Raw genomic sequence first — 23641 nt, 5'->3', positions numbered from 1 at the left:
GATTTTTTTTTGAATCTTTGTCTGCATTGCCGATCTTAATATCAAATAAACAATTGAGATAAAGTATGGTGTTTTTAACGGATGCAGAGCTATGGGCAAAAGACACTTTTTCACGCGCGGAACTGGGGGATAGTCGGAGAACTAAGCGACTGATTAGTATCACCTCTTCCCTTGCTAATCACATAGGGCAATCACTTGTGCAATCACTGAAAACGCCAGCGGATATTGAAGCGGCTTATCGTTTCACCCGTAACCCGTCTATTGAGGCTAAAGCGATTTCTGCTGCCGGTTTTGCGGCGACGGCAGAGCAAGCTAAATCTTATGATTGTTTGCTTGCATTAGAAGATACAACCTCACTGGACTTTACTCACCGGACAGTCAGAGATGAAATGGGTTACACCACCTCAAGAAAAAGTGCCAAAGGCATGCATGCCCATTCCGTGTTGCTTTTTGCACCCAGAGAAGAACATGTCGTTGGTCTAATTGAACAAGAGCGTTGGACGAGGGACATCAATCTTTATGGAAAAAAAGCTCAACGAGCTTGCCGGGCTTATGAAGATAAGGAAAGTTATAAGTGGGAAAGCGCCTCCCAAGCGATGGAACAACGATTAGGCTCTGCTGAGATGGAAAAGGTTATCTCAGTCTGTGATCGTGAAGCCGATATTATCGAGTACCTGACGTATAAAACAGTTAACCATCAGCGCTTTATCGTTCGTTCTATGCAAAGCCGTTGTATAGAAGAAAGTTCGGACAAGCTTTATCAATTTAGCAGCGGCTTACAGTCAGCAGAGCAAAGGAAGGTTCAAGTAAAACAAAGAGGGGGGCGTAAAGCACGTGAGGCTATTTGCGATGTGCGCTATGCGAAGGTGACCGTCAAAATACCCGCCAATAAACAGGGTCAATCGGTACCGTTGCATTATGTTGGTTGCCAGGAAAGTGGGGATGACAGAGGGCTGAACTGGCATATTTTGACGTCAGAACCGATAAACAGTCCGGGAGATGCACAACGTGTTCTGGATTATTATGAAAAGCGCTGGCTGATTGAGGAGTTCCATAAGGCCTGGAAAAGTGGAGGGACACAGGTAGAAGCCTTGCGAATGCAAAGTAAGGACAACTTGGAGAAGATGGTCGTTATCTTGGCGTTTATTGCCGTACGGGTTCACCAATTACGCTATCTGGGCCTCAACAGAGAAGAAGCGGAAAAGCAAAGTTGTGAGACGCTCCTCAGTCCGTTGGCGTGGAAGTTACTGTGGTCAAAACAAGAGAAGAAACCCCTGCCAAGAAATGTACCAAGTGTTTACTGGGCTTACATAAATCTGGGAAAGCTAGCGGGCTGGTATGACTCGAAACGCAATGGTCGTGTTGGGTGGGAAAGATTATGGGAAGGATGGTTCATGTTGCAAACCATCCTTGAAGGTTACCTGTTAGCCAAGTCTTTTGACCTGTGAAAAGTGATCAAGAGACAGGGCTAAGTCCGGGGTTTTTTGTACCCGTCATATTTGAAATTGCCGCGTTGTTGCCCGCTGACACAGTAGGGTTGGGCCGTTGCCTGCAACGTTCAACGTAAACTCCCGGCAGGCAATACTAAGGTGGATTAATCATGCAGTTAACCGTGCGCGACCAGATTTTTGATCTCAATCATCCGCAGGTGATGGGGATCCTTAACGTCACTCCAGATTCCTTTTCCGATGGCGGCCGACATAATTCGCTGCATGATGCCTTGTTGCATGCTCATGCGCTGATCTCTGCCGGTGCGACGATGATTGACGTGGGCGGTGAATCGACCCGTCCTGGTGCTGCCGAAGTTAGCGAAGAAGAAGAGCTTGCCCGGGTGGTGCCGGTGGTGGAAGCGCTGGCCCAGCGGTTTGAAGTTTTTATTTCGGTCGATACCTCGAAAGCTGCGGTGATCCGCGAGTCTGCCCGCGCCGGAGCGCACCTGATTAACGATGTTCGTTCGTTACAAGAGCCAGGAGCGCTGGAAGCCGCGGCCGAAAGCGGCTTACCGGTCTGCCTGATGCATATGCAGGGTGAGCCGCGCACCATGCAGCAGGCACCGCATTACGACGATCTGATTGGCGATGTAAAGGCATTTTTCCAGCATCATATTGACCGCTGCACGGCAGGCGGAATAGCAAAACAGAAATTGTTGCTCGACCCGGGCTTCGGTTTCGGTAAGAATTTGGCGCATAATTATCAGCTTCTGGCCCGGCTGTCGGAATTTCATCATTTTGGTTTGCCTTTGTTGGTGGGAATGTCGCGCAAATCGATGATTGGACAACTGTTGAATGTGCCACCCGATCAACGGGTTATTGGCAGCGTTGCCTGTGCGGTGATTGCCGCAATGCAAGGGGCGCAGATTATCAGAGTGCATGATGTTAAAGAAACCGTCGAGGCGATGCGTGTCGTCGAGGCAACACTTTCAGCTAAGGGATAGTAGAGACATGAGCGAGCGCAAATATTTTGGTACCGATGGTATTCGTGGCAAAGTCGGCGACAGCCCGATCACCCCGGAGTTTGTTCTTAAACTCGGTTGGGCCGCCGGTAAGGTACTGGCACGTCATGGCTCGCGTAAAATCATCATCGGCAAAGACACCCGCATTTCTGGTTATATGCTGGAATCGGCGTTGGAAGCCGGGCTGGCCGCTGCGGGGCTTTCTGCATCCTTTACTGGCCCGATGCCAACGCCAGCAGTAGCCTATTTGACCCGAACCTTCCGTGCGGAAGCCGGGATCGTGATCTCTGCCTCACACAACCCGTTCTACGATAACGGTATCAAATTCTTCTCTATCGACGGTGCCAAGTTGCCAGATGAGGTGGAAGAAGCCATCGAAGCCGAAATGGAAAAGCCGCTGACCTGTGTTGAGTCAGCTGAACTGGGCAAAGCCAGCCGCATTGTTGATGCTGCCGGGCGCTATATCGAGTTCTGTAAAGGTACCTTCCCAAGCGAATTGAGCCTGAATGGCCTGAAAATTGTCGTGGATTGTGCGAACGGCGCAACTTATCACATTGCACCAAGCGTATTGCGTGAACTCGGTGCTACGGTGATTGCCATCGGCTGTGAGCCGGATGGGATGAACATCAACGAAGAGTGCGGTGCGACCGATGTGCGCCAATTGCAGGCGCGGGTGCTGGAAGAACAGGCGCATGTTGGCCTGGCTTTCGATGGTGATGGCGATCGTCTGATGATGGTGGATCACCTGGGCAACAAAGTGGATGGTGACCAGATCCTCTACATCATTGCCCGTGAAGGTTTGCGTCAAGGCCAGTTGCGCGGTGGTGCCGTGGGTACGTTGATGAGCAACATGGGCCTGGAACTGGCACTGAAGCAGCTTGGTATTCCGTTTGCCCGGGCGAAAGTGGGTGACCGCTATGTGTTGGAAAAACTACAAGAGCTGGGTTGGCGCATCGGGGCGGAAAACTCCGGCCATGTGATCCTGCTGGATAAAACCACCACCGGTGACGGCATTGTGGCCGGTTTGCAGGTATTGACGGCTATGGTGCGTAATAACATGAGCCTGCACGATCTGTGTAGCGGCATGAAGTTGCTGCCGCAGATCCTGGTCAATGTGCGTTTTGTCGGTGAGCATAACCCGCTGGAATCCGAAGCCGTACGCGCAGTGACGGCGCAGGTAGAGGCCGAACTGGCTGGCCATGGCCGCGTCCTGTTGCGTAAATCGGGTACCGAACCGTTAATCCGCGTGATGGTGGAAGGTGAGGACGAAAAACAGGTTGAGATGCTGGCGCATCGTATCGCCGATGCGGTGAAACTGGCAGGCTAACACGTTGTTTTCACGCAGGCTCCGTTTCAGGGAGCCTGCGTAGATCACAGATTACGCCGTTTTTTGATGTTTTTTTCTGCAAACGCATCGGTGGCTGCAAATTGCCCTTGCGTGGCCTGACGGCTTTGGTTAGTATTCACACCCGCTTCAGTGGGCTGTTTAATGACACGCCGCGACTTCGTTACAGAAGCATCTGGGGTGAGAAGCATTTGGCACGCGGTGAACCCGCAAGGATACAGGTACAACTATGTACGAAGCTCTTCTGGTAATTTTCTTGCTGATTTCGATCGGGCTAGTGGCTCTGATTATGTTGCAGCAAGGCAAAGGCGCTGATATGGGAGCCTCATTCGGAGCTGGTGCTTCTGGCACATTGTTCGGATCGACTGGTTCAGGCAACTTTATGACCCGTATGACGGCTGTTTTGGCGACGCTGTTTTTCGTCATCAGTCTGATCCTGGGCAACCTGAGCAGCAATAAGAACCAGAAAGGCAGCGAGTGGGAAAACCTGGGTCAGCCAGTGAAAACTGAGCAGACTACCGCACCGGCAGAACCAGCCAAGCCGAGCAGTGATATCCCGCGCTAAGCAGTAAAAAGTTTGAAAACGGTTGTTGGTACTTAAGAGTAAAAACAGCCGTTAGCAGTAAGAATCTGTACCGAGGTGGTGGAATTGGTAGACACGCTACCTTGAGGTGGTAGTGCCCTAACGGGCTTGTGGGTTCGAGTCCCATCCTCGGTACCAAATCCCAGAGATAACTTGCTTTTTTGCGATTATCGGCGTAATATTTGCCACGTTTTCGGACGCGGGGTGGAGCAGCCTGGTAGCTCGTCGGGCTCATAACCCGAAGGTCGTCGGTTCAAATCCGGCACCCGCAACCACTTTCCTTTAAGTGTTTATTTTCAAATACACTTTTCGATTGAAATCCGCTTTTCTCGAACAACATTTGAAAATGACACTTGTTAGAAAGTTGCACCGAAGCCGCTTTGCGGCAAACAGGGTCCAGTTGCATAAAGCCCCGAATTTTCGGGGTTTTTTGTTATTTGGCAACAGAATCACTGGGCTATTAAGCCCTTTTTTTATGTCTTGGGGGTGGGCTTGTCCACATTAGAGCAAAAGTTAACAGAGATGATTTCCGCACCGGTAGAGGCGTTGGGCTTTGAGCTCGTAGGTATCGAATTTATTCGGGCGCGCCAATCGACGCTACGCATCTATATTGACAGTGAGAACGGAATCAATGTTGATGATTGCGCTGATGTCAGCCACCAGGTCAGCGCTGTATTGGACGTCGAAGATCCGATCACGGTCGCTTACAACTTGGAAGTCTCCTCTCCTGGCCTTGAACGCCCTATGTTCACCGCAGAACACTATCAGCGTTTTATCGGTGAAGAAGTCAGCGTTGTTCTGCGTATGGCGATACAAAACCGCCGCAAATGGCAGGGCGTCATCAAATCCGTCGAAGGCGAGATGATCACGGTTACTGTGGAAGGGAAAGATGAAGTGTTCGCGCTGAGCAACATTCAGAAAGCGAACCTGGTACCCCACTTTTAAAGTTTGGATGAGGCAACTAGGATGAACAAAGAGATTCTGGCTGTTGTTGAAGCTGTTTCCAATGAAAAATCCCTTCCGCGTGAGAAGATTTTTGAAGCGCTGGAAACCGCATTAGCCACCGCAACCAAGAAAAAGTACGAGCAGGAAATCGACGTGCGTGTCAGCATTGACCGCAAAACCGGCGATTTTGACACCTTCCGCCGTTGGGTTGCCGTTGATGAAGTGACTCAGCCAACGCGTGAAATCACGCTGGAAGCAGCTCAGTATGAAGATCCATCCATGGAATTGGGTGGTTATATCGAAGATCAGATCGAATCCGTCACCTTTGACCGTATCACTACCCAGACTGCGAAGCAGGTTATCGTACAGAAAGTGCGTGAAGCCGAACGTGCGATGGTGGTTGATGCTTTCCGCCAACACGAAGGTGAAATTGTCACCGGCGTGGTGAAAAAAGTTAACCGTGACAGCATTGCGCTGGATCTGGGCAGTAATGCCGAGGCCGTGATTGGCCGTGAAGACATGCTGCCGCGCGAAAACTTCCGCCCAGGTGACCGTATCCGCGGTGTGCTGTACGCTGTTCGCCCGGAGGCGCGTGGTGCACAACTGTTCGTCAGCCGTTCCAGCCCGGATATGCTGAAAGAGCTGTTCCGCATCGAAGTGCCGGAAATCGGTGAAGAAGTGATTGAGATTAAAGCGGCAGCCCGCGATCCTGGCTCCCGTGCAAAAATTGCCGTAAAAACCAATGACAAGCGTATCGACCCGGTCGGTGCTTGTGTCGGTATGCGCGGTGCCCGCGTCCAGGCCGTTTCGAGCGAGCTTGGCGGGGAACGTATTGATATCATCCTGTGGGATGATAACCCTGCACAGTTCGTCATTAATGCCATGGCCCCGGCAGATGTTGCCTCGATCGTGGTGGATGAAGACCGGTGCACGATGGATATCGCCGTTGAAGCCAGCAATCTGGCACAGGCGATCGGCCGTAATGGCCAAAACGTGCGTTTAGCCTCCCAGTTGTTGAAACAGCATCGTGATGATGATCGCTGGGAACTGAACGTGATGACGGCGGACGATCTGCAGGCCAAGCATCAGGCCGAGGCTCATGCCGCCATTGATACCTTCACCAAGTATCTTGATATTGACGAAGATTTCGCCACTATTCTGGTCGAAGAGGGCTTCTCAACGTTAGAAGAGTTGGCCTATGTACCGATCAAAGAGCTGCTGGAAATCGACGGCCTGGATGAAGATACCGTTGAAGCGTTGCGCGATCGCGCCAAAGCTGCATTGACCACGCTGGCTCTGGCTCAGGAAGAAAGCCTGGGCGACCAAAAACCTGCTGATGATTTACTCAACCTTTCAGGGCTTGAGCGCAGCATGGCCTTTAAACTGGCCGCGCGTGGGGTTTGTACGCTGGAAGATCTTGCCGAGCAGGGTGTTGACGATCTGGCTGATATTGAAGGGCTTAGCGATGAGCAGGCCGGCGAGCTGATTATGGCCGCTCGTAATATCTGTTGGTTTGGCGACAACGCGTAATAAACTGTAGCAGGAAGGAACAGCATGACGACAGATGTAACCGTAAAATCGCTGGCAGCAGAGATTCAGACTCCAGTTGATCGCCTGGTACAGCAGTTTGCTGATGCTGGGATCAACAAGTCAGAGACTGACTCTGTAACCCAGCATGAGAAAGAAACCTTGCTGGCGCACTTGAACCGTGAACACGGTAGTGCACCAGGTAAACTCACGTTGCAGCGCAAAACGCGCAGCACCTTGAATATTCCGAGCACCGGCGGTAAAAGTAAATCGGTGCAAATTGAGGTCCGCAAGAAACGCACTTATGTAAATCGCGATACGCCAGAAGCTCAACAGGCTGAAGCGGCAGAGCAGGCACAGCGTGAAGCGGAAGAGCAGGCAATGCGCGAAGCAGAAGAGTTAGCGAAACGTGAAGCTGAAGCGAAGCGCACAGCCGAAGAGCAAGCCAAACGTGAGGCCGCGGAGATTGCTAAGCGTAATTCAGCGGAAAAAGAAAAAGTGACCAATCAACGTACCGACGAAATGACCAAGCCAGCTCAGGCAGAAAAAGCACGCCGTGAAGCCGAAGCCGCTGAACTGAAACGTAAAGCGGAAGAAGAAGTGCGCCGTAAGGTTGAGGAAGACGCCAAACGCGTAGCGGAAGAAGCACGTCGTATGGCTGAAGAGAACGGTGAGAAGTGGGCCGAGGCTGAAGCAGCAAGCGCTGCGGTTGAAACAGCCGATTACCACGTGACCACCTCTCAGCACGCTCGTGCAGCCGAAGACGAAAACGACGCTAAAGTTGAAGGTGAGCGCCGCAGCCGCACTCGCGGTGGTAAAGCGACCAAGCAGAAGAAAGGCAACAAGCTCTCCGAGTCTAAAGCAGACCGCGAAGAAGCTCGCGCCGTTACCCGCGGTGGTAAAGGCAAGCGCAAGCCAAGCACTCTACAGCAGGGTTTTAACAAGCCATCTCAGGTGGTGAACCGTGACGTTATCATCGGCGAAACCCTTACCGTTGCCGAACTGGCTAACAAGATGGCGGTAAAAGGCTCTCAGGTCATCAAAGCGATGATGAAGCTGGGCGCAATGGCAACCATCAACCAGGTCCTCGATCAGGAAACCGCACAGCTGGTTGCCGAAGAGATGGGCCACAAAGTTATCCTGCGTCGTGAGAACGAGCTGGAAGAAGCGCTGATGAGCGATCGTGACACCGGTGCGGCAGCCGAGTCTCGTGCGCCGGTTGTGACCATCATGGGCCACGTTGACCACGGTAAAACCTCTCTGCTTGACTACATCCGCTCCACCAAGGTGGCAGTGGGCGAAGCGGGCGGTATTACCCAGCACATCGGTGCTTACCACGTAGAAACCGAAAACGGTATGATCACCTTCCTAGATACCCCAGGCCACGCAGCCTTTACTTCTATGCGTGCCCGTGGTGCTCAGGCGACCGATATCGTGGTTCTGGTGGTTGCAGCCGACGACGGCGTGATGCCACAAACCATCGAGGCGATTCAGCATGCTCAGGCAGCGAAAGTGCCATTGGTGGTTGCGGTTAACAAAATCGACAAGCCAGAAGCCGATCCGGATCGCGTCAAGCAAGAGCTGTCCCAGTATGGCGTTATGCCAGAAGAGTGGGGCGGTGAAGCACAGTTCGTTCACGTATCGGCAAAAGCCGGTACCGGTATCGACGAACTGCTGAACGCTATCCTGCTGCAAGCTGAAGTTCTCGAACTGAAAGCGGTGCGCAGCGGTATGGCGAGCGGCGTGGTGATCGAATCCTTCCTGGATAAAGGCCGTGGCCCAGTGGCGACCGTGCTGGTTCAGGAAGGTACGCTGAACAAAGGCGATATCGTGCTGTGTGGCTTCGAATATGGCCGTGTGCGTGCGATGCGTGACGAATTAGGTCGCGAAGTGGCCTCTGCGGGTCCTTCTATCCCGGTTGAGATCCTGGGGCTGTCCAGCGTTCCTGCCGCGGGTGATGAAGCGACCGTCGTCCGTGACGAGAAGAAAGCGCGTGAAGTGGCGCTGTACCGTCAAGGCAAGTTCCGTGAAGTCAAACTGGCGCGTCAGCAGAAATCTAAACTGGAAAACATGTTTGCCAACATGACCGAAGGCGAAGTTTCTGAGCTGAACATTGTCCTGAAAACCGACGTTCAGGGGACTTGTGAAGCGATTTCTGATTCGTTGCAGAAACTCTCTACCGACGAAGTGAAGGTGAAGATTGTCGGCTCCGGCGTAGGTGGCATCACCGAAACCGACGCGACTCTGGCCGCCGCTTCCAATGCCATCATCCTGGGCTTCAACGTTCGTGCCGACGCCTCTGCGCGCCGTGTGATCGAATCTGAAAGCCTGGATCTGCGTTACTACTCCGTGATCTATAACCTGATCGACGAAGTGAAGCAGGCGATGAGCGGTATGCTGGCGCCTGAGTACAAACAGCAGATTATCGGTCTGGCTGAAGTGCGTGACGTGTTCAAATCACCTAAGTTCGGCGCTGTTGCAGGCTGTATGGTTACCGAAGGCACGATTAAACGTCACAACCCAATCCGCGTTCTGCGTGACAACGTGGTTATCTACGAAGGCGAGCTGGAATCTCTGCGCCGCTTTAAAGATGACGTTAACGAAGTCCGTAACGGCATGGAATGTGGTATCGGCGTTAAGAACTACAACGACGTGCGCGTTGGCGATATGATCGAAGTGTTCGAAATTATCGAGATCCAGCGCACCATCGCTTAAGCTTGGTATAACGCTTAACTTTGTTCTGGGGGGCCACGTGGCCCCCCGATTTGTCTGGAGGATACTCAAATGGCAAAAGAATTCAGCCGCGGTCAACGCGTGGCGCAAGAGATGCAAAAAGAGATTGCGATCATTTTGCAGCGTGAAGTCAAAGATCCGCGTATCGGTATGGCGACCGTTTCAGGGGTGGAAGTGTCTCGCGATCTGGCGTACGCCAAAGTTTACGTCACCTTTCTGAACGTATTGACCGAAAATCACGATCCGAATCTGGTGACCAACGGCATTAAAGCGTTGCAGGACGCATCCGGCTATATCCGCACGCTGCTGGGCAAAGCCATGCGCCTGCGTGTGGTGCCTGAACTGACTTTCGCCTACGACAACTCACTGGTTGAAGGTATGCGTATGTCCAACCTGGTGACCAACGTGGTGAAAAATGATGCTGAACGCCGTTCTGCATCAGGCGATGATGAGGAGGCTTAATGAGTCGCCCGCGTCGCCGTGGCCGTGATATCCACGGTGTACTGTTGCTGGATAAACCGCAGGGCCTGTCGTCCAACGATGCCCTGCAGAAAGTGAAACGCATCTACAACGCCAACCGAGCGGGCCATACCGGCGCGCTCGATCCGCTGGCAACTGGCATGCTGCCGATTTGCCTGGGTGAGGCGACCAAGTTCTCACAGTATCTGCTCGATTCTGACAAACGTTACCGCGTTATTGCCCGTTTGGGCCAGCGTACCGACACGTCGGATGCCGATGGGCAGGTGGTGCAGGAACGGCCGGTTAACTTCACGCAGGCCCAGCTAGATGCCGCACTGGACATCTTCCGGGGTGATATCCAGCAGGTGCCATCGATGTATTCGGCGCTGAAATATCAAGGCAAAAAGCTGTATGAATATGCGCGCCAGGGTATCGAAGTGCCGCGTGAAGCGCGCAGCATCACCGTCTACGAACTGCAATTTATCCGCTGGCAAGGGGATGAGCTGGAGCTGGAAATCCACTGTTCGAAAGGTACCTACATTCGCACCATCACCGACGATCTCGGTGAGTTGCTGGGTTGTGGTGCGCATGTGATTTATCTGCGTCGCTTGCAGGTGGCTAAGTACCCGATCGCTCGAATGGTCACATTGGAGCAGTTACATGCCTTGGTGACACAGGCCGAGGAACAGGGGATCGCTTCAAGTGAACTGCTCGATCCGCTGCTGATGCCGATGGATAGCCCGGCAGAAGACTTCCCTGAAGTGAATCTGCTACCTGCGGTGGCCGGTTACGTCAAGCAGGGGCAACCGGTACAGGCTGCGGGCGCGCCAGCCTCAGGATTGGTGCGTATCACTGAAGGTGCAGAGCGTAAATTCATCGGTATTGGCGAGATTGCTGACGATGGGCGGGTCGCACCGCGGCGCCTGGTGGTTGAATATTTTGACTGATCGCCTTGCCCTGCGCACCTCCCCGATCGCTTGAAGGATGACGGGGATAAGAGTAGAATGGCGCAGCTTATGCATTGGGTTGCTGAATTAGAGATCGGCGCCTGTATTTATTATCTATAATCTGGAGTATGACAATGTCTCTAAGTGTTGAAGCTAAAGCTAAAATCGTAGCTGATTTTGGTCGTGGTACTAATGACAGCGGTTCTAGCGAAGTTCAGGTTGCCCTGTTGACTGCGCAAATCAACCATCTGCAAGGCCACTTCTCAGAGCACAAAAAAGATCACCACAGCCGTCGTGGTCTGCTGCGTATGGTTTCTCAGCGTCGTAAGCTGCTGGACTACCTGAAGCGTAAAGATGTAGCACGTTATACCAGCCTGATCGAGCGTCTGGGTCTGCGTCGCTAATCGAGCAAGTTTCAGTGGAAAGGGGCCTAATTTGGCCCCTTTCTTCTAGGAAGCATAAGTAAATCAGGTTAATGTATTACTAGGACCTTCCGTTACAGAGGTTCGCGCGGCTAATGAGAGGCTTTATCTCAGGCTGAGATAAGGGTTGTCATTAGTCGCGAGGATGTAATGTGAAGGCAAGTTGAGTCACTGGCGTGTCGAGTCGTCATTACGATTGCGCGCCGTCAATTAAGGATTAAATTTTGCTGACACCGATCATTCGCAAATTCCAGTATGGCCAACATACCGTCACTATTGAAACCGGTATGATGGCGCGTCAGGCCACTGCCGCCGTTATGGTGAGCATGGATGACACTGCCGTATTCGTGACTGTTGTAGGCCAGAAAAAAGCCAAACCCGGCCAGAGCTTCTTCCCGCTGACCGTTAACTATCAGGAGCGTACTTACGCTGCTGGCCGTATCCCAGGCAGTTTCTTCCGCCGTGAAGGCCGCCCGAGCGAAGGCGAAACCCTGACCTCCCGTCTGATTGACCGCCCGATCCGCCCACTGTTCCCAGACAGCTTCCTGAACGAAGTGCAAGTGATCGCCACCGTAGTGTCCGTTAACCCGCAGGTTAACCCAGACATCGTTGCGATGATCGGCGCTTCCGCTGCCCTGAGCCTGTCCGGTATTCCGTTCAATGGCCCAATTGGTTCCGCGCGCGTGGGTTACATCAACGATCAGTATGTGCTGAACCCAACCACTGACGAGCTGAAAGAAAGCCGTCTGGATCTGGTGGTTGCCGGTACTGCGGGTGCCGTGCTGATGGTGGAATCCGAAGCTGACGTGCTGAGCGAAGATCAGATGCTGGGTGCAGTGGTGTTCGGCCATGACCAACAGCAAGTGGTTATCGAAAACATCAACGCTCTGGTGGCTGAAGCGGGCAAACCGAAGTGGGATTGGCAGGCACCTCCGGTCAACGAAGCGCTGCACGCGCGCGTGGCTGAACTGGCAGAAAGCCGTTTGGGCGATGCTTACCACATCACCGAGAAACAAGAGCGTTATGCTCAGGTTGATGCGATCAAAGACAGCGTAGTGGAAACTCTGCTGGCACAAGACGAAACGCTGGATGCTTCAGAAATTCAAGACATTCTGGGCAACGTTGAGAAGAACGTGGTACGTAGCCGCGTGCTGCGTGGCGAGCCGCGTATCGATGGCCGTGAAAAAGACATGATTCGTGGTCTGGACGTGCGCACCGGCGTGCTGCCGCGTACTCACGGTTCAGCCCTGTTCACCCGTGGTGAAACTCAGGCGCTGGTTACCGCCACTCTGGGTACTGCGCGTGACGCACAGAACATCGATGAACTGATGGGCGAGAAGACCGATAACTTCTTGTTCCACTACAACTTCCCTCCGTACTCCGTGGGTGAAACCGGTATGGTAGGTTCACCTAAGCGTCGCGAAATCGGTCACGGCCGCCTGGCGAAACGCGGTGTATTGGCGATGATGCCTAAACCGGAAGATTTCCCGTACACCGTGCGTGTGGTGTCTGAAATCACTGAATCCAATGGTTCTTCTTCCATGGCTTCGGTTTGTGGCGCTTCTCTGGCGCTGATGGATGCCGGTGTGCCAATCAAGGCTGCGGTTGCGGGTATCGCGATGGGCCTGGTGAAAGAACAAGACAACTTTGTGGTGCTGTCTGACATTCTGGGTGACGAAGATCACCTGGGCGACATGGACTTCAAAGTGGCCGGTAGCCGTGCAGGTATCACCGCGCTACAGATGGATATTAAAATCGAAGGCATCACCCGCGAAATCATGCAGGTGGCTCTGAATCAGGCTAAGGGTGCGCGCTTGCACATTCTGGGCGTGATGGAACAGGCGATCAGCACGCCGCGTGGCGATATCTCTGAGTTTGCACCGCGTATCCATACTATCCGTATCAATCCAGACAAGATCAAAGATGTGATTGGTAAAGGCGGTTCTGTCATTCGTGCGTTGACCGAAGAGACCGGCACTACCATTGAAATTGAAGATGATGGTACAGTGAAAATTGCTGCTACCGACAACGAGAAAGCGAAATTTGCTATTCGTCGCATCGAAGAGATCACCGCTGAGATCGAAGTTGGCCGTGTGTACCAGGGCAAAGTGACCCGTATCGTTGATTTCGGTGCCTTCGTGGCCATCGGCGGCGGTAAAGAAGGTCTGGTACACATTTCTCAAATCGCTGACAAGCGCGTTGAGAAAGTGACCGACTATCTGCAGATGGGCCAGGAAGTGCCGGTTAAGGTACTGGAAGTTGATCGCCAGGGCCGTGTGCGCCTGAGCATCAAAGAAGCGACAGCGCCAGAAACGGCTGCCGCACCGGTTCCTGAAGCAGAGTAACTGTATCATAAGTTTTACAGCTCCTCGCCGTGGGGTTGGGAGCTGTTCTTATCACGTGGGTAGGATATCCGCGTATTAGCAAGCGGAGGACAGGACGTTCATCCAATGTTTGTCTTCGGGAGTGGGAAATGAAGCCTTTCTTGCGCTGGTGTTATGTTGCGACAGCACTCATGCTGGCAGGATGCAGCAACCATGATTGGCGTAAAGACGAAGTTCTGGCTATCCCGTTGCAGCCAACACTGCAGCAGGAAGTGATCCTGGCGCGCATGGAACAAATACTTGCCAGCCGGGCACTGACGGACGATGAGCGTGCGCAGCTTTTATATGAGCGCGGTGTGCTGTATGATAGCCTCGGGCTACGTGCACTGGCGCGCAATGATTTCTCGCAAGCGCTGGCGATACGTCCTGATATGCCGGAAGTTTTCAACTACCTGGGCATTTACTTTACGCAGGCAGGCAATTTTGATGCTGCCTATGAAGCGTTTGATTCTGTACTAGAGCTTGATCCAACTTACAATTACGCGCGTTTAAACCGGGGCATCGCACTGTATTATGGTGGTCGCTTCCCGTTAGCGCAGGATGATCTGCAGGCGTTTTATCAAGACGATCCAAATGATCCCTTCCGTTCGTTGTGGCTTTATCTGGTGGAAAGAGAAATCGATCCCAAGACAGCTACCGTAGCGCTCCAGCAGCGTTATGACAAAGCGAACCGAGGGCAATGGGGATGGAATATTGTCGAATTCTACCTGGGCAAAATCAGCGAAAAAACGCTGATGGAACGCCTCAAGGCAGATGCAACGGATAACACTTCGCTCGCTGAGCATCTCAGTGAAACTGACTTCTATTTAGGTAAGCATTACCTGAGTCTGGGGGACAAGGACACCGCTTCGGCGCTGTTCAAACTGACGGTAGCTAACAACGTTCATAACTTTGTTGAGCACCGCTATGCATTGTTGGAATTGGCGATGTTGAGCCAAGAACAAGACGACCTATCGGAATCGGACCAGCAATAGCTGACGGACATTTATCAGCCTGAATTACATTGGTTTTTTAACCAGAGTAATCGCCTTAACGGGCGAGGGCTTTTTTGTCTGTTTTACAATCTAATTTGAGCCGGTTCACACTTTTCAATGAAAATGACTGAAAATTTTCTCGACGAGTTATGTAGACTGGCTGCCATTATTAATGAGGCACGTGTACATGACTACTGAGTTTGAAACCTCTTTTGCTGACCTGGGGCTGTCTGCTCCAATCATCGCCGCCCTGACCGATCTGGGCTACGAAAAACCATCACCGATCCAGGCTGAGTGTATTCCTCACCTGTTGAACGGCCGCGACGTGCTGGGCATGGCGCAGACCGGGAGTGGTAAAACGGCAGCGTTCTCGTTGCCACTGCTGCACAACCTTGATGCAGCGCTGAAGGCACCGCAAATCCTGGTGCTGGCACCGACCCGCGAACTGGCGGTTCAGGTTGCTGAAGCCATGACCGATTTTTCCAAGCACATGCATGGCGTGAACGTGGTGGCCCTGTACGGCGGCCAGCGTTATGACGTGCAACTGCGCGCTCTGCGCCAGGGTCCACAAATTGTGGTAGGGACTCCGGGCCGCTTGCTGGATCACCTGAAGCGCGGCACCCTGAACCTCTCCAGCCTGAAAGGCCTGGTGCTGGACGAAGCCGACGAAATGCTGCGCATGGGCTTTATCGAAGACGTAGAAACCATCATGGCGGAGATCCCGGCTGAGCATCAGACCGCGTTGTTCTCTGCCACCATGCCGGAAGCGATTCGTCGTATTACCCGTCGCTTTATGAAAGATCCGCAGGAAGTGCGCATTCAGTCAAGTGTGACTACCCGCCCGGACATCAGCCAGAGCTACTGGACTGTGCACGGCATGCGTAAAAACGAAGCGCTGGTGCGTTTCTTGGAATCAGAAGATTTTGACGCTGCGATCATCTTCGTGCGTACTAAAAACGCGACTCTGGAAGTGGCCGAAGCGCTCGAGCGTAGCGGTTACAACAGTGCTGCACTGAACGGTGACATGAACCAGGCTCTGCGTGAGCAGACTCTGGAACGCCTGAAAGATGGCCGCCTGGATATCCTGATCGCCACCGATGTGGCAGCCCGTGGTCTGGACGTTGAGCGTATCAGCCTGGTCGTGAACTATGACATCCCCATGGATTCAGAGTCTTACGTTCACCGTATCGGCCGTACCGGCCGTGCTGGCCGTGCTGGCCGCGCGCTGCTGTTCGTGGAAAATCGCGAACGCCGTCTGCTGCGCAACATCGAACGCATCATGAAGTTGACCATTCCAGAAGTAGAGCTGCCGAACGCAGAACTGCTGGGTGAGCGCCGTCTGGCCAAGTTTGCCGCTAAAGTGCAGCAGCAGTTGGAAAGCAGCGATCTGGATATGTACCGTGCACTGCTGGCTAAACTGCAACCGGCAGAAGATCTGGATATGGAAACCTTGGCCGCAGCACTGCTGAAAATGGCTCAGGGCGAACGTCCTCTGATCCTGCCACCGGATCCGGTGTTCAAACCACGTCAGCGTCGTGAGTTCAACGATCGTGACGAACGTGGCGGCGAGCGTCGCCGTGACGCACGTCCAGACGGTGCACGCCCAGATAGCCGTGATGGCGCTGAGCGTCCACGTCGCGAACGTCGTGACGTTGGTGAGATGCAGTTGTACCGCATTGAAGTGGGCCGTGATGATGGGGTAGAAGTTCGTCATATCGTTGGCGCTATCGCTAACGAAGGCGATATCAGCAGCCGTTACATCGGTAACATCAAGCTGTTTGCTTCCCACTCCACCATTGAACTGCCGAAAGGTATGCCGGGCGAGATCCTGAATCACTTCACTCGTACCCGCATTCTGAACAAGCCGATGAACATGCAATTGCTGGGCGATGCACAGCCACATGAACGCCGTGAGCGTCCTGCTGGCGGTAACGGCGGTGAGCGTCGTGGCGGTGCTGCTCGTCCATTTAATGGCGAGCGCCGTGAAGGGTCTGCTGCTCCGCGTCGTTCTTTCGGTGAGCGTCGTGAAGGTGGTAATGCTGCCGGTGGTGAACGCCGTGGCGGCAAGCCAGCACCACGCCGTGACGATGCGGCACCTGCTGCACCACGTCGCCGTTTCGGTGATGCATAATTGCTGATTTAACCGCTCGCGGTTAATCGCATCAGAGACCAGCCTTCGGGCTGGTTTTTTTATGTTCGAAATCCTAATTTATGCCGTTAAATGGCGTATGATTCGCAAGGTTTATTTTACGGATGTCATGCACGGGAGATGCCATGAGCTGGCAGCAATTCAAATCTCAGTATCTGGTGCGTTTTTGGGCGCCTTTACCGGCGGTGATGGCCGCCGGGATCCTTTCTACCTATTACTTTGGCATGACGGGCACTTTCTGGGCGGTGACCGGTGAGTTCACCCGCTGGGGTGGCCACGTGTTGCAATGGTTGGGTTTTCAGCCGGAGCAGTGGGGTTATTTCAAAGTGATTGGCCTGCAAGGTTCACCGCTCGAGCGTATCGATGGCCGGATGATTATCGGCATGTTTGCCGGTTGTATCGCCGCCGCGCTGTGGGCGAATAACGTCAAGCTGCGCATGCCACAGCACCGTATCCGTATTGCACAGGCGCTGTTGGGCGGCATTATTGCCGGTTTCGGCGCACGCCTGGCGATGGGGTGTAACCTGGCGGCTTTCTTCACCGGGATCCCACAGTTTTCATTGCACGCCTGGTTCTTTGCGCTGGCGACGGCCGCAGGTTCTTACTTCGGGGCGAAATTCACCCTGTTGCCGATGTTCCGCATCCCGGTCAAGCTGCAAAAGGTCAGTGCTGCCGCACCGTTAACGCAGAAACCGGCGCAAGCGCGCCGCCGTTTCCGTTTGGGGATGGTGATTTTTTGCCTGACCGTGGCCTGGTCATTATGGACTCTGTTCGATGCGCCAAAGCTTGGCATCGCTATGCTGTTTGGCATCGGTTTTGGCCTGCTGATTGAGCGCGCACAGATCTGCTTTACTTCGGCGTTCCGCGATCTGTGGATCACCGGCCGCACCCATATGACTAAAGCGATTATTCTCGGCATGGCGGTGAGCGCCATTGGCATCTTCAGCTATGTGCAACTGGGCGTCGCGCCAAAAATCATGTGGGCGGGCCCGAATGCGGTCATCGGCGGATTGCTGTTTGGTTTTGGGATTGTGCTGGCAGGCGGCTGTGAAACTGGTTGGATGTACCGTGCGGTAGAAGGGCAGATCCACTACTGGTGGGTGGGTTTGGGTAATATCATCGGTGCAACGCTGTTGGCGTATTACTGGGATGATTTGTCCCCGGCATTAGCCACTAATTACGACAAGATTAACTTGCTGGATACCTTCGGGCCAATCGGTGGGCTGCTAGTGACCTATCTGCTGCTGGCAATCGCTTTTGCCGCCATGTTGTGGTGGGAAAAACGTTTTTTCCGCGCAAAAGCTGATGCGCAGGTGGCCGACTTAAGGAGTGCATCATGAAACAGGCAGAGATAGTGCCGGATTATCGCTTGGATATGGTGGGTGAACCTTGCCCTTATCCGGCAGTCGCCACGTTGGAGGCGATGCCGCAGCTTAAGCCGGGTGAAATACTGGAAGTGATCAGCGACTGCCCGCAGTCGATCAACAACATCCCGCTTGATGCGCGCAATCATGGCTATAAGGTGCTGGATATTCAGCAGGATGGCCCGACCATTCGTTATCTGATCCAACGCTGAGCCCCTCACCCCAACCCTCTCCCGAAGGGAGAGGGAGCTGATAGCCCCTGCTCGTTTGGCAGTAAAGAGATAATCCTAGCAAACTCGATCGCTTTCTCCTCCAAGGTGAATCACTATAATTTCAAACATACTCGATCGGTTCCCTTGTATGTTTAAAGGCACTTAAGTTAGTTAGCCGCCCAAAGGCGGATAGACTTTAACCGAGTTGTACCTGACGCTACAGCCCGATTTCCCTCTGGGACAACAAGCCCGTGGGAGAGCTTATGGCGTGGCGTCAGTTTTCCTGTTAACCCGAACAGCTGCCAGGGCGGCATCAGCCAGCCCGTATCTTACAAGGCCGGGAGACTTGAAATGACTGAACATGCAACCGTCGGTATCGACATTGCCAAAGACACTTTTGACGTATACATCGACCCAACTCGTCAGCTTCTGCATCTGGATAACACACCGGAAGGCCATCAACAGCTGCTGAGTTCGCTCTCTGCCATCACCGTCAAGCTTGTCGTGATGGAGGCGACAGGCCGATATCACTCATTACTGGCCGCCACGCTTGAGTTGGCTGGGTTACCTGTGGCCGTGGTCAATCCACGCCAGGTGAAGAACTTCGCTCGTGCGCTAGGGACCCTGTACAAAACCGACCCGAATGATGCGCGTATCATCTGCGAGTTTGGCCGGAGAATGGAGCCCGAAGCCCGCGCCACACCGGACGAACAGACGCAGCATCTGGCCGGGATGGTGACCCGCCGTCGCCAACTGGTCGATAACCGGACCATGGAGATAAACCGCTATAAAAGCTGCGATGACGTGGTGGTCTCAGCGGGCATCAAGCGGCATATCGACTGGCTGACCGCTGAAATCCGGGATGCCGATGACGACATCGACAGGCAAATAAAAGTAATGCCTCTGTGGCAGGAAAAGGCGACGTTGTTGGAGGAAGTCAAAGGTATCGGGCCGACAACGATGGCGGTGCTTCTTGCGATGTTGCCGGAGCTGGGGAAGCTGAATCGGCACAAGATAAGCGCGTTGGTTGGCGTGTGTCCCTATGCCCATGACAGTGGAAAAATGAAAGGGAAGCGAAGTATCTGGGGAGGGCGAAGCGCGGTGCGTTCAGCGCTATACATGGCGACCTTGTCAGCGGTGCGGTACAACCCGACAATCCGGGAGTTCTACGAGCGCCTGACAGGGCGTGGCAAACCGTTCAAGGTGGCGGTGACCGCCTGCGTGAGAAAGCTGCTAACCATCCTGAATGCGATGTTGCGGGATAATAAAAAATGGGTGACAAATTAATCATCACCCGTTGACTTTAAACACAGCTGCTCTCCCTGTGGGAGAGGGCTAGGGTGAGGGGCATCACAGATACGTAACCCCTATCCTTTCATTAAATCGCCTTTTACCCCGGCCACGATTTCAAACGATCGCAAACGCGCCTGATGATCAAAAATCTGGCCGTTAACCATGATCTCATCGGCGTCGGTTTCACGCAGCAACGTTTGCAGCCCTTGGCGCACCGTACTTTCGCTGCCGACGATCGACATGCGCAGCGCTTGATCCACACCATATTGCTCACCCGCAGTCCACAGGGCGTGGATATTGTCTACCGGTGGTGGCAGCGGCCCTGGTGAACCCCTGCGCAGATTGATGAACTGTTGCTGCATGGAGGTAAACAGGAAGCGTGCGTCGCGATCGCTGTCGGCAGCGATGACGTTCACACACACCATGGCATGCGGCTGTTGGCACTGTGCGGAAGGGGTAAAGTTGTCGCGGTACAGGTTAAACGCCTGGAACAGCATCTCTGGCGCAAAGTGAGAGGCAAAGGCAAACGGCAGGCCGAGTTGCGCTGCCAGTTGCGCGCTGTACAGGCTGGAGCCTAGCAGCCAGATTGGCACATACAGCCCCTGGCCCGGCACGGCCTGCACCGCTTGCCCCGGCTGTACGTCGCCGAAGTAGTGCTGCAATTCCTGCACGTCACGCGGGAAGTTATCCACATCGCCGGAGAGATGGCGGCGTAGTGCCATCATGGTGCGCTGATCGGTCCCTGGCGCACGGCCAAGCCCCAGATCGATACGCCCTGGATAGAGCGATTCCAGCGTACCGAACTGCTCGGCAATCACCAGTGGCGCATGGTTTGGCAGCATTACGCCACCTGAACCCAGGCGAATACGTTGGGTGCCCGCTGCCAGGTAGCCCAGCAGCACCGACGTTGCCGCACTGCCAATGCCGGTCATATTGTGGTGTTCTGCCAGCCAGTAACGCTGGTACCCCCATTTTTCGGCGTGTTGTGCCAAATCCAGTGAGGAATGGAACGCATCGCGCGCCTTTGCCCCCTGAGGGATCGGGGATAAATCCAGCACCGAAAGCGGCACCTGTGTGTTTTCAGTCATTGTCATCGTCCATTGTGCTTAAAGCCGTGTCTTGCCATTGCGGGGCACGGTCTGTAGGTTTATCGCTTAAAGGGCGAGTGCAGGGATCTGCAAGCTGTGAAAGCATAATCCAATTCACGATGAGAAAAGAGGATATCTGTGCTTGAGCCTCTCTAAATGTCCTCAAAGGTTTTAGGCTATAGCAGGGCTAGATGAGTAATTCATTATTAATATGTATTAATAAAAATAAAAGCATCACGGAAATTAATTAATATTCTATTTTATTTATTTAGAACAATTCACAGTCTTTACTAGCAGCACTATTAATAAATGAGTGTGGAGAATTAAGAAAGGGGTTCATGTAAAAACACTTGGGTGTCTAGGGGTATAAGAAATAATTGGCGACTTTTGATGTTAGTCAATGAGATTTAAGCCTAAAAATAGCGAAATACCTGTCCAAATAAATGATAAAAAAAGGATTTCATGCTTATGCATTAATTTATCTGTATGAATGGAATTTTAATCTAAAAATACATAATTTTTGGTCATATGGTCTGTTTATTTATTTAATTATCAAACAAAAAAGTTTTTAATTCTTTTTTGTGCGTGATTTTTTTTGCCTTTATGAATTGACATTATAATCCTAGTCCATAATATAGACCGGGCCGATAATATATTGATGTGCTGGGTTTTTAATCGATAAATAGAATATCTAGGTGGTTACAGCAGTGACGCTATGGAGTGATAATGGATACCACTAGCCAAAAAAGAGATGCAGAGAAATCAATTGTTAGAATTGACGCAAAAAAATTGCAGCTTTTTGGCTATATCGTTAACGATGAGTTCCAAGTCGATATAAAGTCAGGCTCAGTAATAAAACTATATAATACTATAGAATATAGCAACTATCTTGACTATCGCTTTAGCAATTATTTTAAATTGCGTGAGACGATGATGAGATTGTTACTTTATTTATTGGCGAATGCAAGTTTTGGCTATGTCTCTAACCAAGAGATTTTGGTCAATGTTTGGGAGAATTATAATTTGTCTTCCTCTTCCACCAGACTAACGCAAGTGATTACTGAACTTAAGGCGCGGTTGGCAACAATAGGTATAGATGACAGTTTTATTAAAGCCGCTCGCGGAAAGGGATATACATTGCAAGGAGCATTGATTGTACCTTTATATAGCTTTTCAGGTGCAACTAATAGGGAGACAGGATTTCACTATCAAGTGAAATAATGGCTCTGAACCTAAGGTTTACCCCAAAGATTCAGAGTATTTAAGGACAATTGACAGGATAATTATTTACATGAAAAGAAATACTCTTTTAATGACGCTCGCCTGTGTCATGGGTAGCCTGACTGCGACTTCTGCTCTTGCTATTGATGGTGACATCAATTTTATTGGTGAAGTTACTGATACCACTTGTTTGATCAACGGTCAGACTCCAAATGGTGACATTGATGTAAACGTCAATTTAAGACAGGTTCAGGCCAGTGCGCTGAGTAGCCCAGGAGCTACGGCGAACGCTACGCCTTTTAAAATCACTCTGGGTGGCACAGGTGACATCAACTGCACTAATGGGAAGATTGCTCAAGTGTATTTCGAGCCAACTAGCCCGGCGATCGACAGAACGACAGGCTGGTTGAAGAATACCATCATTGCAGCAGATAACCCGGCAGGCAATGTTCAGGTACAAATCCTGAATGGCGAGAATAACAATCCAATTAACCTGTGGACCGGTAGCGAGAACTATGTACCGAAAGTTATCGCCAATAATACGGCCGAGTACACGTACTTTGGTCAGTATATTGCAGTGGGTGGTGCAGCCACTCCGGGTAAAGTAGCCTCTACGGTTAAATATAGTATTGTTTATCAATAAACTATAGCAGTAGTGACAGGGGCCTGCTCAAACAGGGCCCTGTTTAATAGCAATACCCAGAGCCTTTTTAATTTGTGGGCAGCTAATAATTTCGCAGCTTAAAGGGTGATGGGTATATACTTACAGGGCGGTTATGTTTTTCATGGAAAGATATTGGTTGTCATCATTGGTGCTCGTCGCCGGATTATTCTCTTCATACCTGCATGCGGGTATTGTTATTTCTGGTACTCGCGTTATCTACCCGTCTAATGAAAGAGAAGTGACGCTAAAGCTGGAAAATAAAAGTCATGTTCCTTTATTGGTACAATCCTGGATTGACGGGGGAGATCCTAACTCGCTTCCTGAAGATAGTGATGTGCCTTTTACTATTATGCCACCTGTTTCACGCATTGAACCAACCAAGGCGCAAACGTTACGTATTACCGTGACACCTATCGCAAGCCAGGTAACCGATCGCGAAACGCTTTATTGGATCAACGTGCTTGAAGTGCCCCCGCAGTCGAAAGGCGATAAAAATTACCTCTCTATCGCTTATCGCAATCGCCTGAAGGTGTTTTACCGCCCCGTCGCGTTGAAAGGCTTGTCCCCTGAAATCATCGGGCAGGTCAGCTGGCGTTTGCAGGGGGAAAAACTCATCGGCAAAAACCCCACCCCTTATTACATCAGTTACGCCTCTTTACGGCTATCTGGCGCGGGGAAAGCAGCGATGGCGGGAAGTGACGGTGGCATGATTGCCCCTTTCTCTGAGCAGGCTTTTCAGGTCAAACGCAGTGGTAACACCGCTGTCGGGTTGCCAAATACGGTAATGGCCAATGCGATCAATGACTATGGGGCTTTTGTTGAAAAAACATACCCGTTAACTCGTTAGCATTCGTCGTTATTTCAGGATTATTGGCTTAT

The 23641-nt window shown here is 52.2% G+C and carries 21 protein-coding genes and 2 tRNA genes; 22 read left to right on the top strand and 1 reads right to left on the bottom strand.

The genetic code is table 11. The features are described 5' to 3' along the window. Positions 1-65: 65 nt before the first annotated feature. From ACX9GT_RS22785 to ACX9GT_RS22695, 19 genes are all read left to right on the top strand, one after another. On the top strand, positions 66-1448 hold the full coding sequence (locus ACX9GT_RS22785; protein ID WP_473188847.1) for an IS4 family transposase: 1383 nt from the start codon (positions 66-68) through the stop codon (positions 1446-1448). 152 nt (positions 1449-1600) lie between these two features. Then, positions 1601-2434, top strand: a complete 834-nt coding sequence (gene folP, locus ACX9GT_RS22780) for a dihydropteroate synthase (protein WP_473188846.1) — start codon at positions 1601-1603, stop codon at positions 2432-2434. 7 nt (positions 2435-2441) lie between these two features. Beyond that, on the top strand, positions 2442-3779 hold the full coding sequence (gene glmM, locus ACX9GT_RS22775; protein WP_473188845.1) for a phosphoglucosamine mutase: 1338 nt from the start codon (positions 2442-2444) through the stop codon (positions 3777-3779). A 247-nt stretch (positions 3780-4026) separates the two neighbouring features. Beyond that, on the top strand, positions 4027-4362 hold the full coding sequence (secG, locus tag ACX9GT_RS22770; RefSeq protein WP_473188844.1) for a preprotein translocase subunit SecG: 336 nt from the start codon (positions 4027-4029) through the stop codon (positions 4360-4362). 69 nt (positions 4363-4431) lie between these two features. Further along, positions 4432-4518: transfer RNA gene (locus ACX9GT_RS22765), tRNA-Leu, on the top strand. A 60-nt stretch (positions 4519-4578) separates the two neighbouring features. Further along, a tRNA-Met gene (locus ACX9GT_RS22760) sits at positions 4579-4655 on the top strand. 217 nt (positions 4656-4872) lie between these two features. After that, positions 4873-5325 (top strand): ribosome maturation factor RimP, encoded by a 453-nt coding sequence (gene rimP / locus ACX9GT_RS22755; protein ID WP_473188843.1) that lies wholly within the window; start codon positions 4873-4875, stop codon positions 5323-5325. 21 nt (positions 5326-5346) lie between these two features. Continuing rightward, the gene (nusA, locus tag ACX9GT_RS22750; RefSeq protein WP_473188842.1) at positions 5347-6855 is read left to right on the top strand and encodes a transcription termination factor NusA; all 1509 of its coding nucleotides are present in this window, start codon (positions 5347-5349) and stop codon (positions 6853-6855) included. 24 nt (positions 6856-6879) lie between these two features. Further along, positions 6880-9567: a translation initiation factor IF-2 gene (infB, locus tag ACX9GT_RS22745; RefSeq protein ID WP_473188841.1), complete on the top strand. Its 2688-nt coding sequence runs from the start codon at positions 6880-6882 to the stop codon at positions 9565-9567. Positions 9568-9636: 69 nt separating this feature from the next. Further along, positions 9637-10047: a 30S ribosome-binding factor RbfA gene (gene rbfA, locus ACX9GT_RS22740; protein WP_473188840.1), complete on the top strand. Its 411-nt coding sequence runs from the start codon at positions 9637-9639 to the stop codon at positions 10045-10047. Then, complete coding sequence (truB, locus tag ACX9GT_RS22735; protein WP_473188839.1) at positions 10047-10991, top strand: tRNA pseudouridine(55) synthase TruB; 945 nt, start codon at positions 10047-10049, stop codon at positions 10989-10991. Before rbfA ends, truB begins: the two co-directional genes overlap by 1 nt. Before the next feature lie 134 nt (positions 10992-11125). Next, entirely contained in the window at positions 11126-11395 is a 270-nt protein-coding gene (rpsO, locus tag ACX9GT_RS22730; RefSeq protein ID WP_012004950.1) for a 30S ribosomal protein S15, read from the top strand. 242 nt (positions 11396-11637) lie between these two features. Next, positions 11638-13758, top strand: coding sequence for a polyribonucleotide nucleotidyltransferase (gene pnp, locus ACX9GT_RS22725; protein WP_473188838.1), 2121 nt, complete (start codon positions 11638-11640; stop codon positions 13756-13758). Positions 13759-13886: 128 nt separating this feature from the next. Beyond that, the gene (gene nlpI / locus ACX9GT_RS22720) at positions 13887-14771 is read left to right on the top strand and encodes a lipoprotein NlpI (protein ID WP_473188837.1); all 885 of its coding nucleotides are present in this window, start codon (positions 13887-13889) and stop codon (positions 14769-14771) included. Positions 14772-14888: 117 nt separating this feature from the next. Further along, positions 14889-14969, top strand: coding sequence for a protein YrbN (gene yrbN / locus ACX9GT_RS22715; RefSeq protein WP_096335046.1), 81 nt, complete (start codon positions 14889-14891; stop codon positions 14967-14969). Then, positions 14959-16902: a DEAD/DEAH family ATP-dependent RNA helicase gene (locus ACX9GT_RS22710; RefSeq protein ID WP_473188836.1), complete on the top strand. Its 1944-nt coding sequence runs from the start codon at positions 14959-14961 to the stop codon at positions 16900-16902. The genes yrbN and ACX9GT_RS22710 overlap by 11 nt, the downstream gene beginning before the upstream one ends. 143 nt (positions 16903-17045) lie before the next feature. Further along, positions 17046-18260 carry a selenium metabolism membrane protein YedE/FdhT gene (yedE, locus tag ACX9GT_RS22705; protein ID WP_473188835.1) on the top strand — a complete coding sequence of 405 codons (1215 nt, stop codon included), beginning with the start codon at positions 17046-17048 and terminating at the stop codon, positions 18258-18260. Then, positions 18257-18496: a sulfurtransferase-like selenium metabolism protein YedF gene (gene yedF, locus ACX9GT_RS22700; RefSeq protein WP_025122890.1), complete on the top strand. Its 240-nt coding sequence runs from the start codon at positions 18257-18259 to the stop codon at positions 18494-18496. The genes yedE and yedF overlap by 4 nt, the downstream gene beginning before the upstream one ends. A 351-nt stretch (positions 18497-18847) precedes the next feature. Then, complete coding sequence (locus ACX9GT_RS22695; RefSeq protein WP_473188834.1) at positions 18848-19783, top strand: IS110 family RNA-guided transposase; 936 nt, start codon at positions 18848-18850, stop codon at positions 19781-19783. Positions 19784-19863: 80 nt separating this feature from the next. Here ACX9GT_RS22695 and ACX9GT_RS22690 read toward each other — a convergent pair whose 3' ends face one another. Continuing rightward, positions 19864-20877 carry a luciferase-like monooxygenase gene (locus ACX9GT_RS22690; RefSeq protein ID WP_473188833.1) on the bottom strand — a complete coding sequence of 338 codons (1014 nt, stop codon included), beginning with the start codon at positions 20875-20877 and terminating at the stop codon, positions 19864-19866. A 726-nt stretch (positions 20878-21603) separates the two neighbouring features. Here ACX9GT_RS22690 and ACX9GT_RS22685 point away from each other — a divergent pair. The 3 genes from ACX9GT_RS22685 (at position 21604) to ACX9GT_RS22675 (ending at position 23609) form a co-directional block, all read left to right on the top strand. After that, positions 21604-22098: a winged helix-turn-helix domain-containing protein gene (locus ACX9GT_RS22685; RefSeq protein WP_473188832.1), complete on the top strand. Its 495-nt coding sequence runs from the start codon at positions 21604-21606 to the stop codon at positions 22096-22098. A 70-nt stretch (positions 22099-22168) separates the two neighbouring features. Further along, the gene (locus ACX9GT_RS22680; protein WP_473188831.1) at positions 22169-22741 is read left to right on the top strand and encodes a fimbrial protein; all 573 of its coding nucleotides are present in this window, start codon (positions 22169-22171) and stop codon (positions 22739-22741) included. A gap of 133 nt (positions 22742-22874) precedes the next feature. Further along, positions 22875-23609 (top strand): fimbrial biogenesis chaperone, encoded by a 735-nt coding sequence (locus ACX9GT_RS22675; protein ID WP_473188830.1) that lies wholly within the window; start codon positions 22875-22877, stop codon positions 23607-23609. Positions 23610-23641: the final 32 nt, after the last annotated feature.

The organism is Serratia sp. YWN4 (genome assembly GCF_055790845.1).
This window is presented reverse-complemented; position numbering and strand designations above follow the sequence as displayed.

What these genes read in the sequence shown, in the direction of transcription:
- rbfA (WP_473188840.1), top strand. Translation starts at nt 9,637, where the DNA reads ATGGCAAAAGAATTCAGCCGCGGTCAACGCGTGGCGCAAGAGATGCAA.
- secG (WP_473188844.1), top strand. Translation starts at nt 4,027, where the DNA reads ATGTACGAAGCTCTTCTGGTAATTTTCTTGCTGATTTCGATCGGGCTA.
- ACX9GT_RS22710 (WP_473188836.1), top strand. Translation starts at nt 14,959, where the DNA reads ATGACTACTGAGTTTGAAACCTCTTTTGCTGACCTGGGGCTGTCTGCT.
- yedF (WP_025122890.1), top strand. Translation starts at nt 18,257, where the DNA reads ATGAAACAGGCAGAGATAGTGCCGGATTATCGCTTGGATATGGTGGGT.
- folP (WP_473188846.1), top strand. Translation starts at nt 1,601, where the DNA reads ATGCAGTTAACCGTGCGCGACCAGATTTTTGATCTCAATCATCCGCAG.
- truB (WP_473188839.1), top strand. Translation starts at nt 10,047, where the DNA reads ATGAGTCGCCCGCGTCGCCGTGGCCGTGATATCCACGGTGTACTGTTG.
- ACX9GT_RS22785 (WP_473188847.1), top strand. Translation starts at nt 66, where the DNA reads ATGGTGTTTTTAACGGATGCAGAGCTATGGGCAAAAGACACTTTTTCA.
- nlpI (WP_473188837.1), top strand. Translation starts at nt 13,887, where the DNA reads ATGAAGCCTTTCTTGCGCTGGTGTTATGTTGCGACAGCACTCATGCTG.
- ACX9GT_RS22675 (WP_473188830.1), top strand. Translation starts at nt 22,875, where the DNA reads ATGTTTTTCATGGAAAGATATTGGTTGTCATCATTGGTGCTCGTCGCC.
- yrbN (WP_096335046.1), top strand. Translation starts at nt 14,889, where the DNA reads ATGAAAATGACTGAAAATTTTCTCGACGAGTTATGTAGACTGGCTGCC.
- ACX9GT_RS22695 (WP_473188834.1), top strand. Translation starts at nt 18,848, where the DNA reads ATGACTGAACATGCAACCGTCGGTATCGACATTGCCAAAGACACTTTT.
- ACX9GT_RS22680 (WP_473188831.1), top strand. Translation starts at nt 22,169, where the DNA reads ATGAAAAGAAATACTCTTTTAATGACGCTCGCCTGTGTCATGGGTAGC.
- ACX9GT_RS22685 (WP_473188832.1), top strand. Translation starts at nt 21,604, where the DNA reads ATGGATACCACTAGCCAAAAAAGAGATGCAGAGAAATCAATTGTTAGA.
- yedE (WP_473188835.1), top strand. Translation starts at nt 17,046, where the DNA reads ATGAGCTGGCAGCAATTCAAATCTCAGTATCTGGTGCGTTTTTGGGCG.
- rpsO (WP_012004950.1), top strand. Translation starts at nt 11,126, where the DNA reads ATGTCTCTAAGTGTTGAAGCTAAAGCTAAAATCGTAGCTGATTTTGGT.
- glmM (WP_473188845.1), top strand. Translation starts at nt 2,442, where the DNA reads ATGAGCGAGCGCAAATATTTTGGTACCGATGGTATTCGTGGCAAAGTC.
- infB (WP_473188841.1), top strand. Translation starts at nt 6,880, where the DNA reads ATGACGACAGATGTAACCGTAAAATCGCTGGCAGCAGAGATTCAGACT.
- nusA (WP_473188842.1), top strand. Translation starts at nt 5,347, where the DNA reads ATGAACAAAGAGATTCTGGCTGTTGTTGAAGCTGTTTCCAATGAAAAA.
- ACX9GT_RS22690 (WP_473188833.1), bottom strand. Translation starts at nt 20,877, where the DNA reads ATGACTGAAAACACACAGGTGCCGCTTTCGGTGCTGGATTTATCCCCG.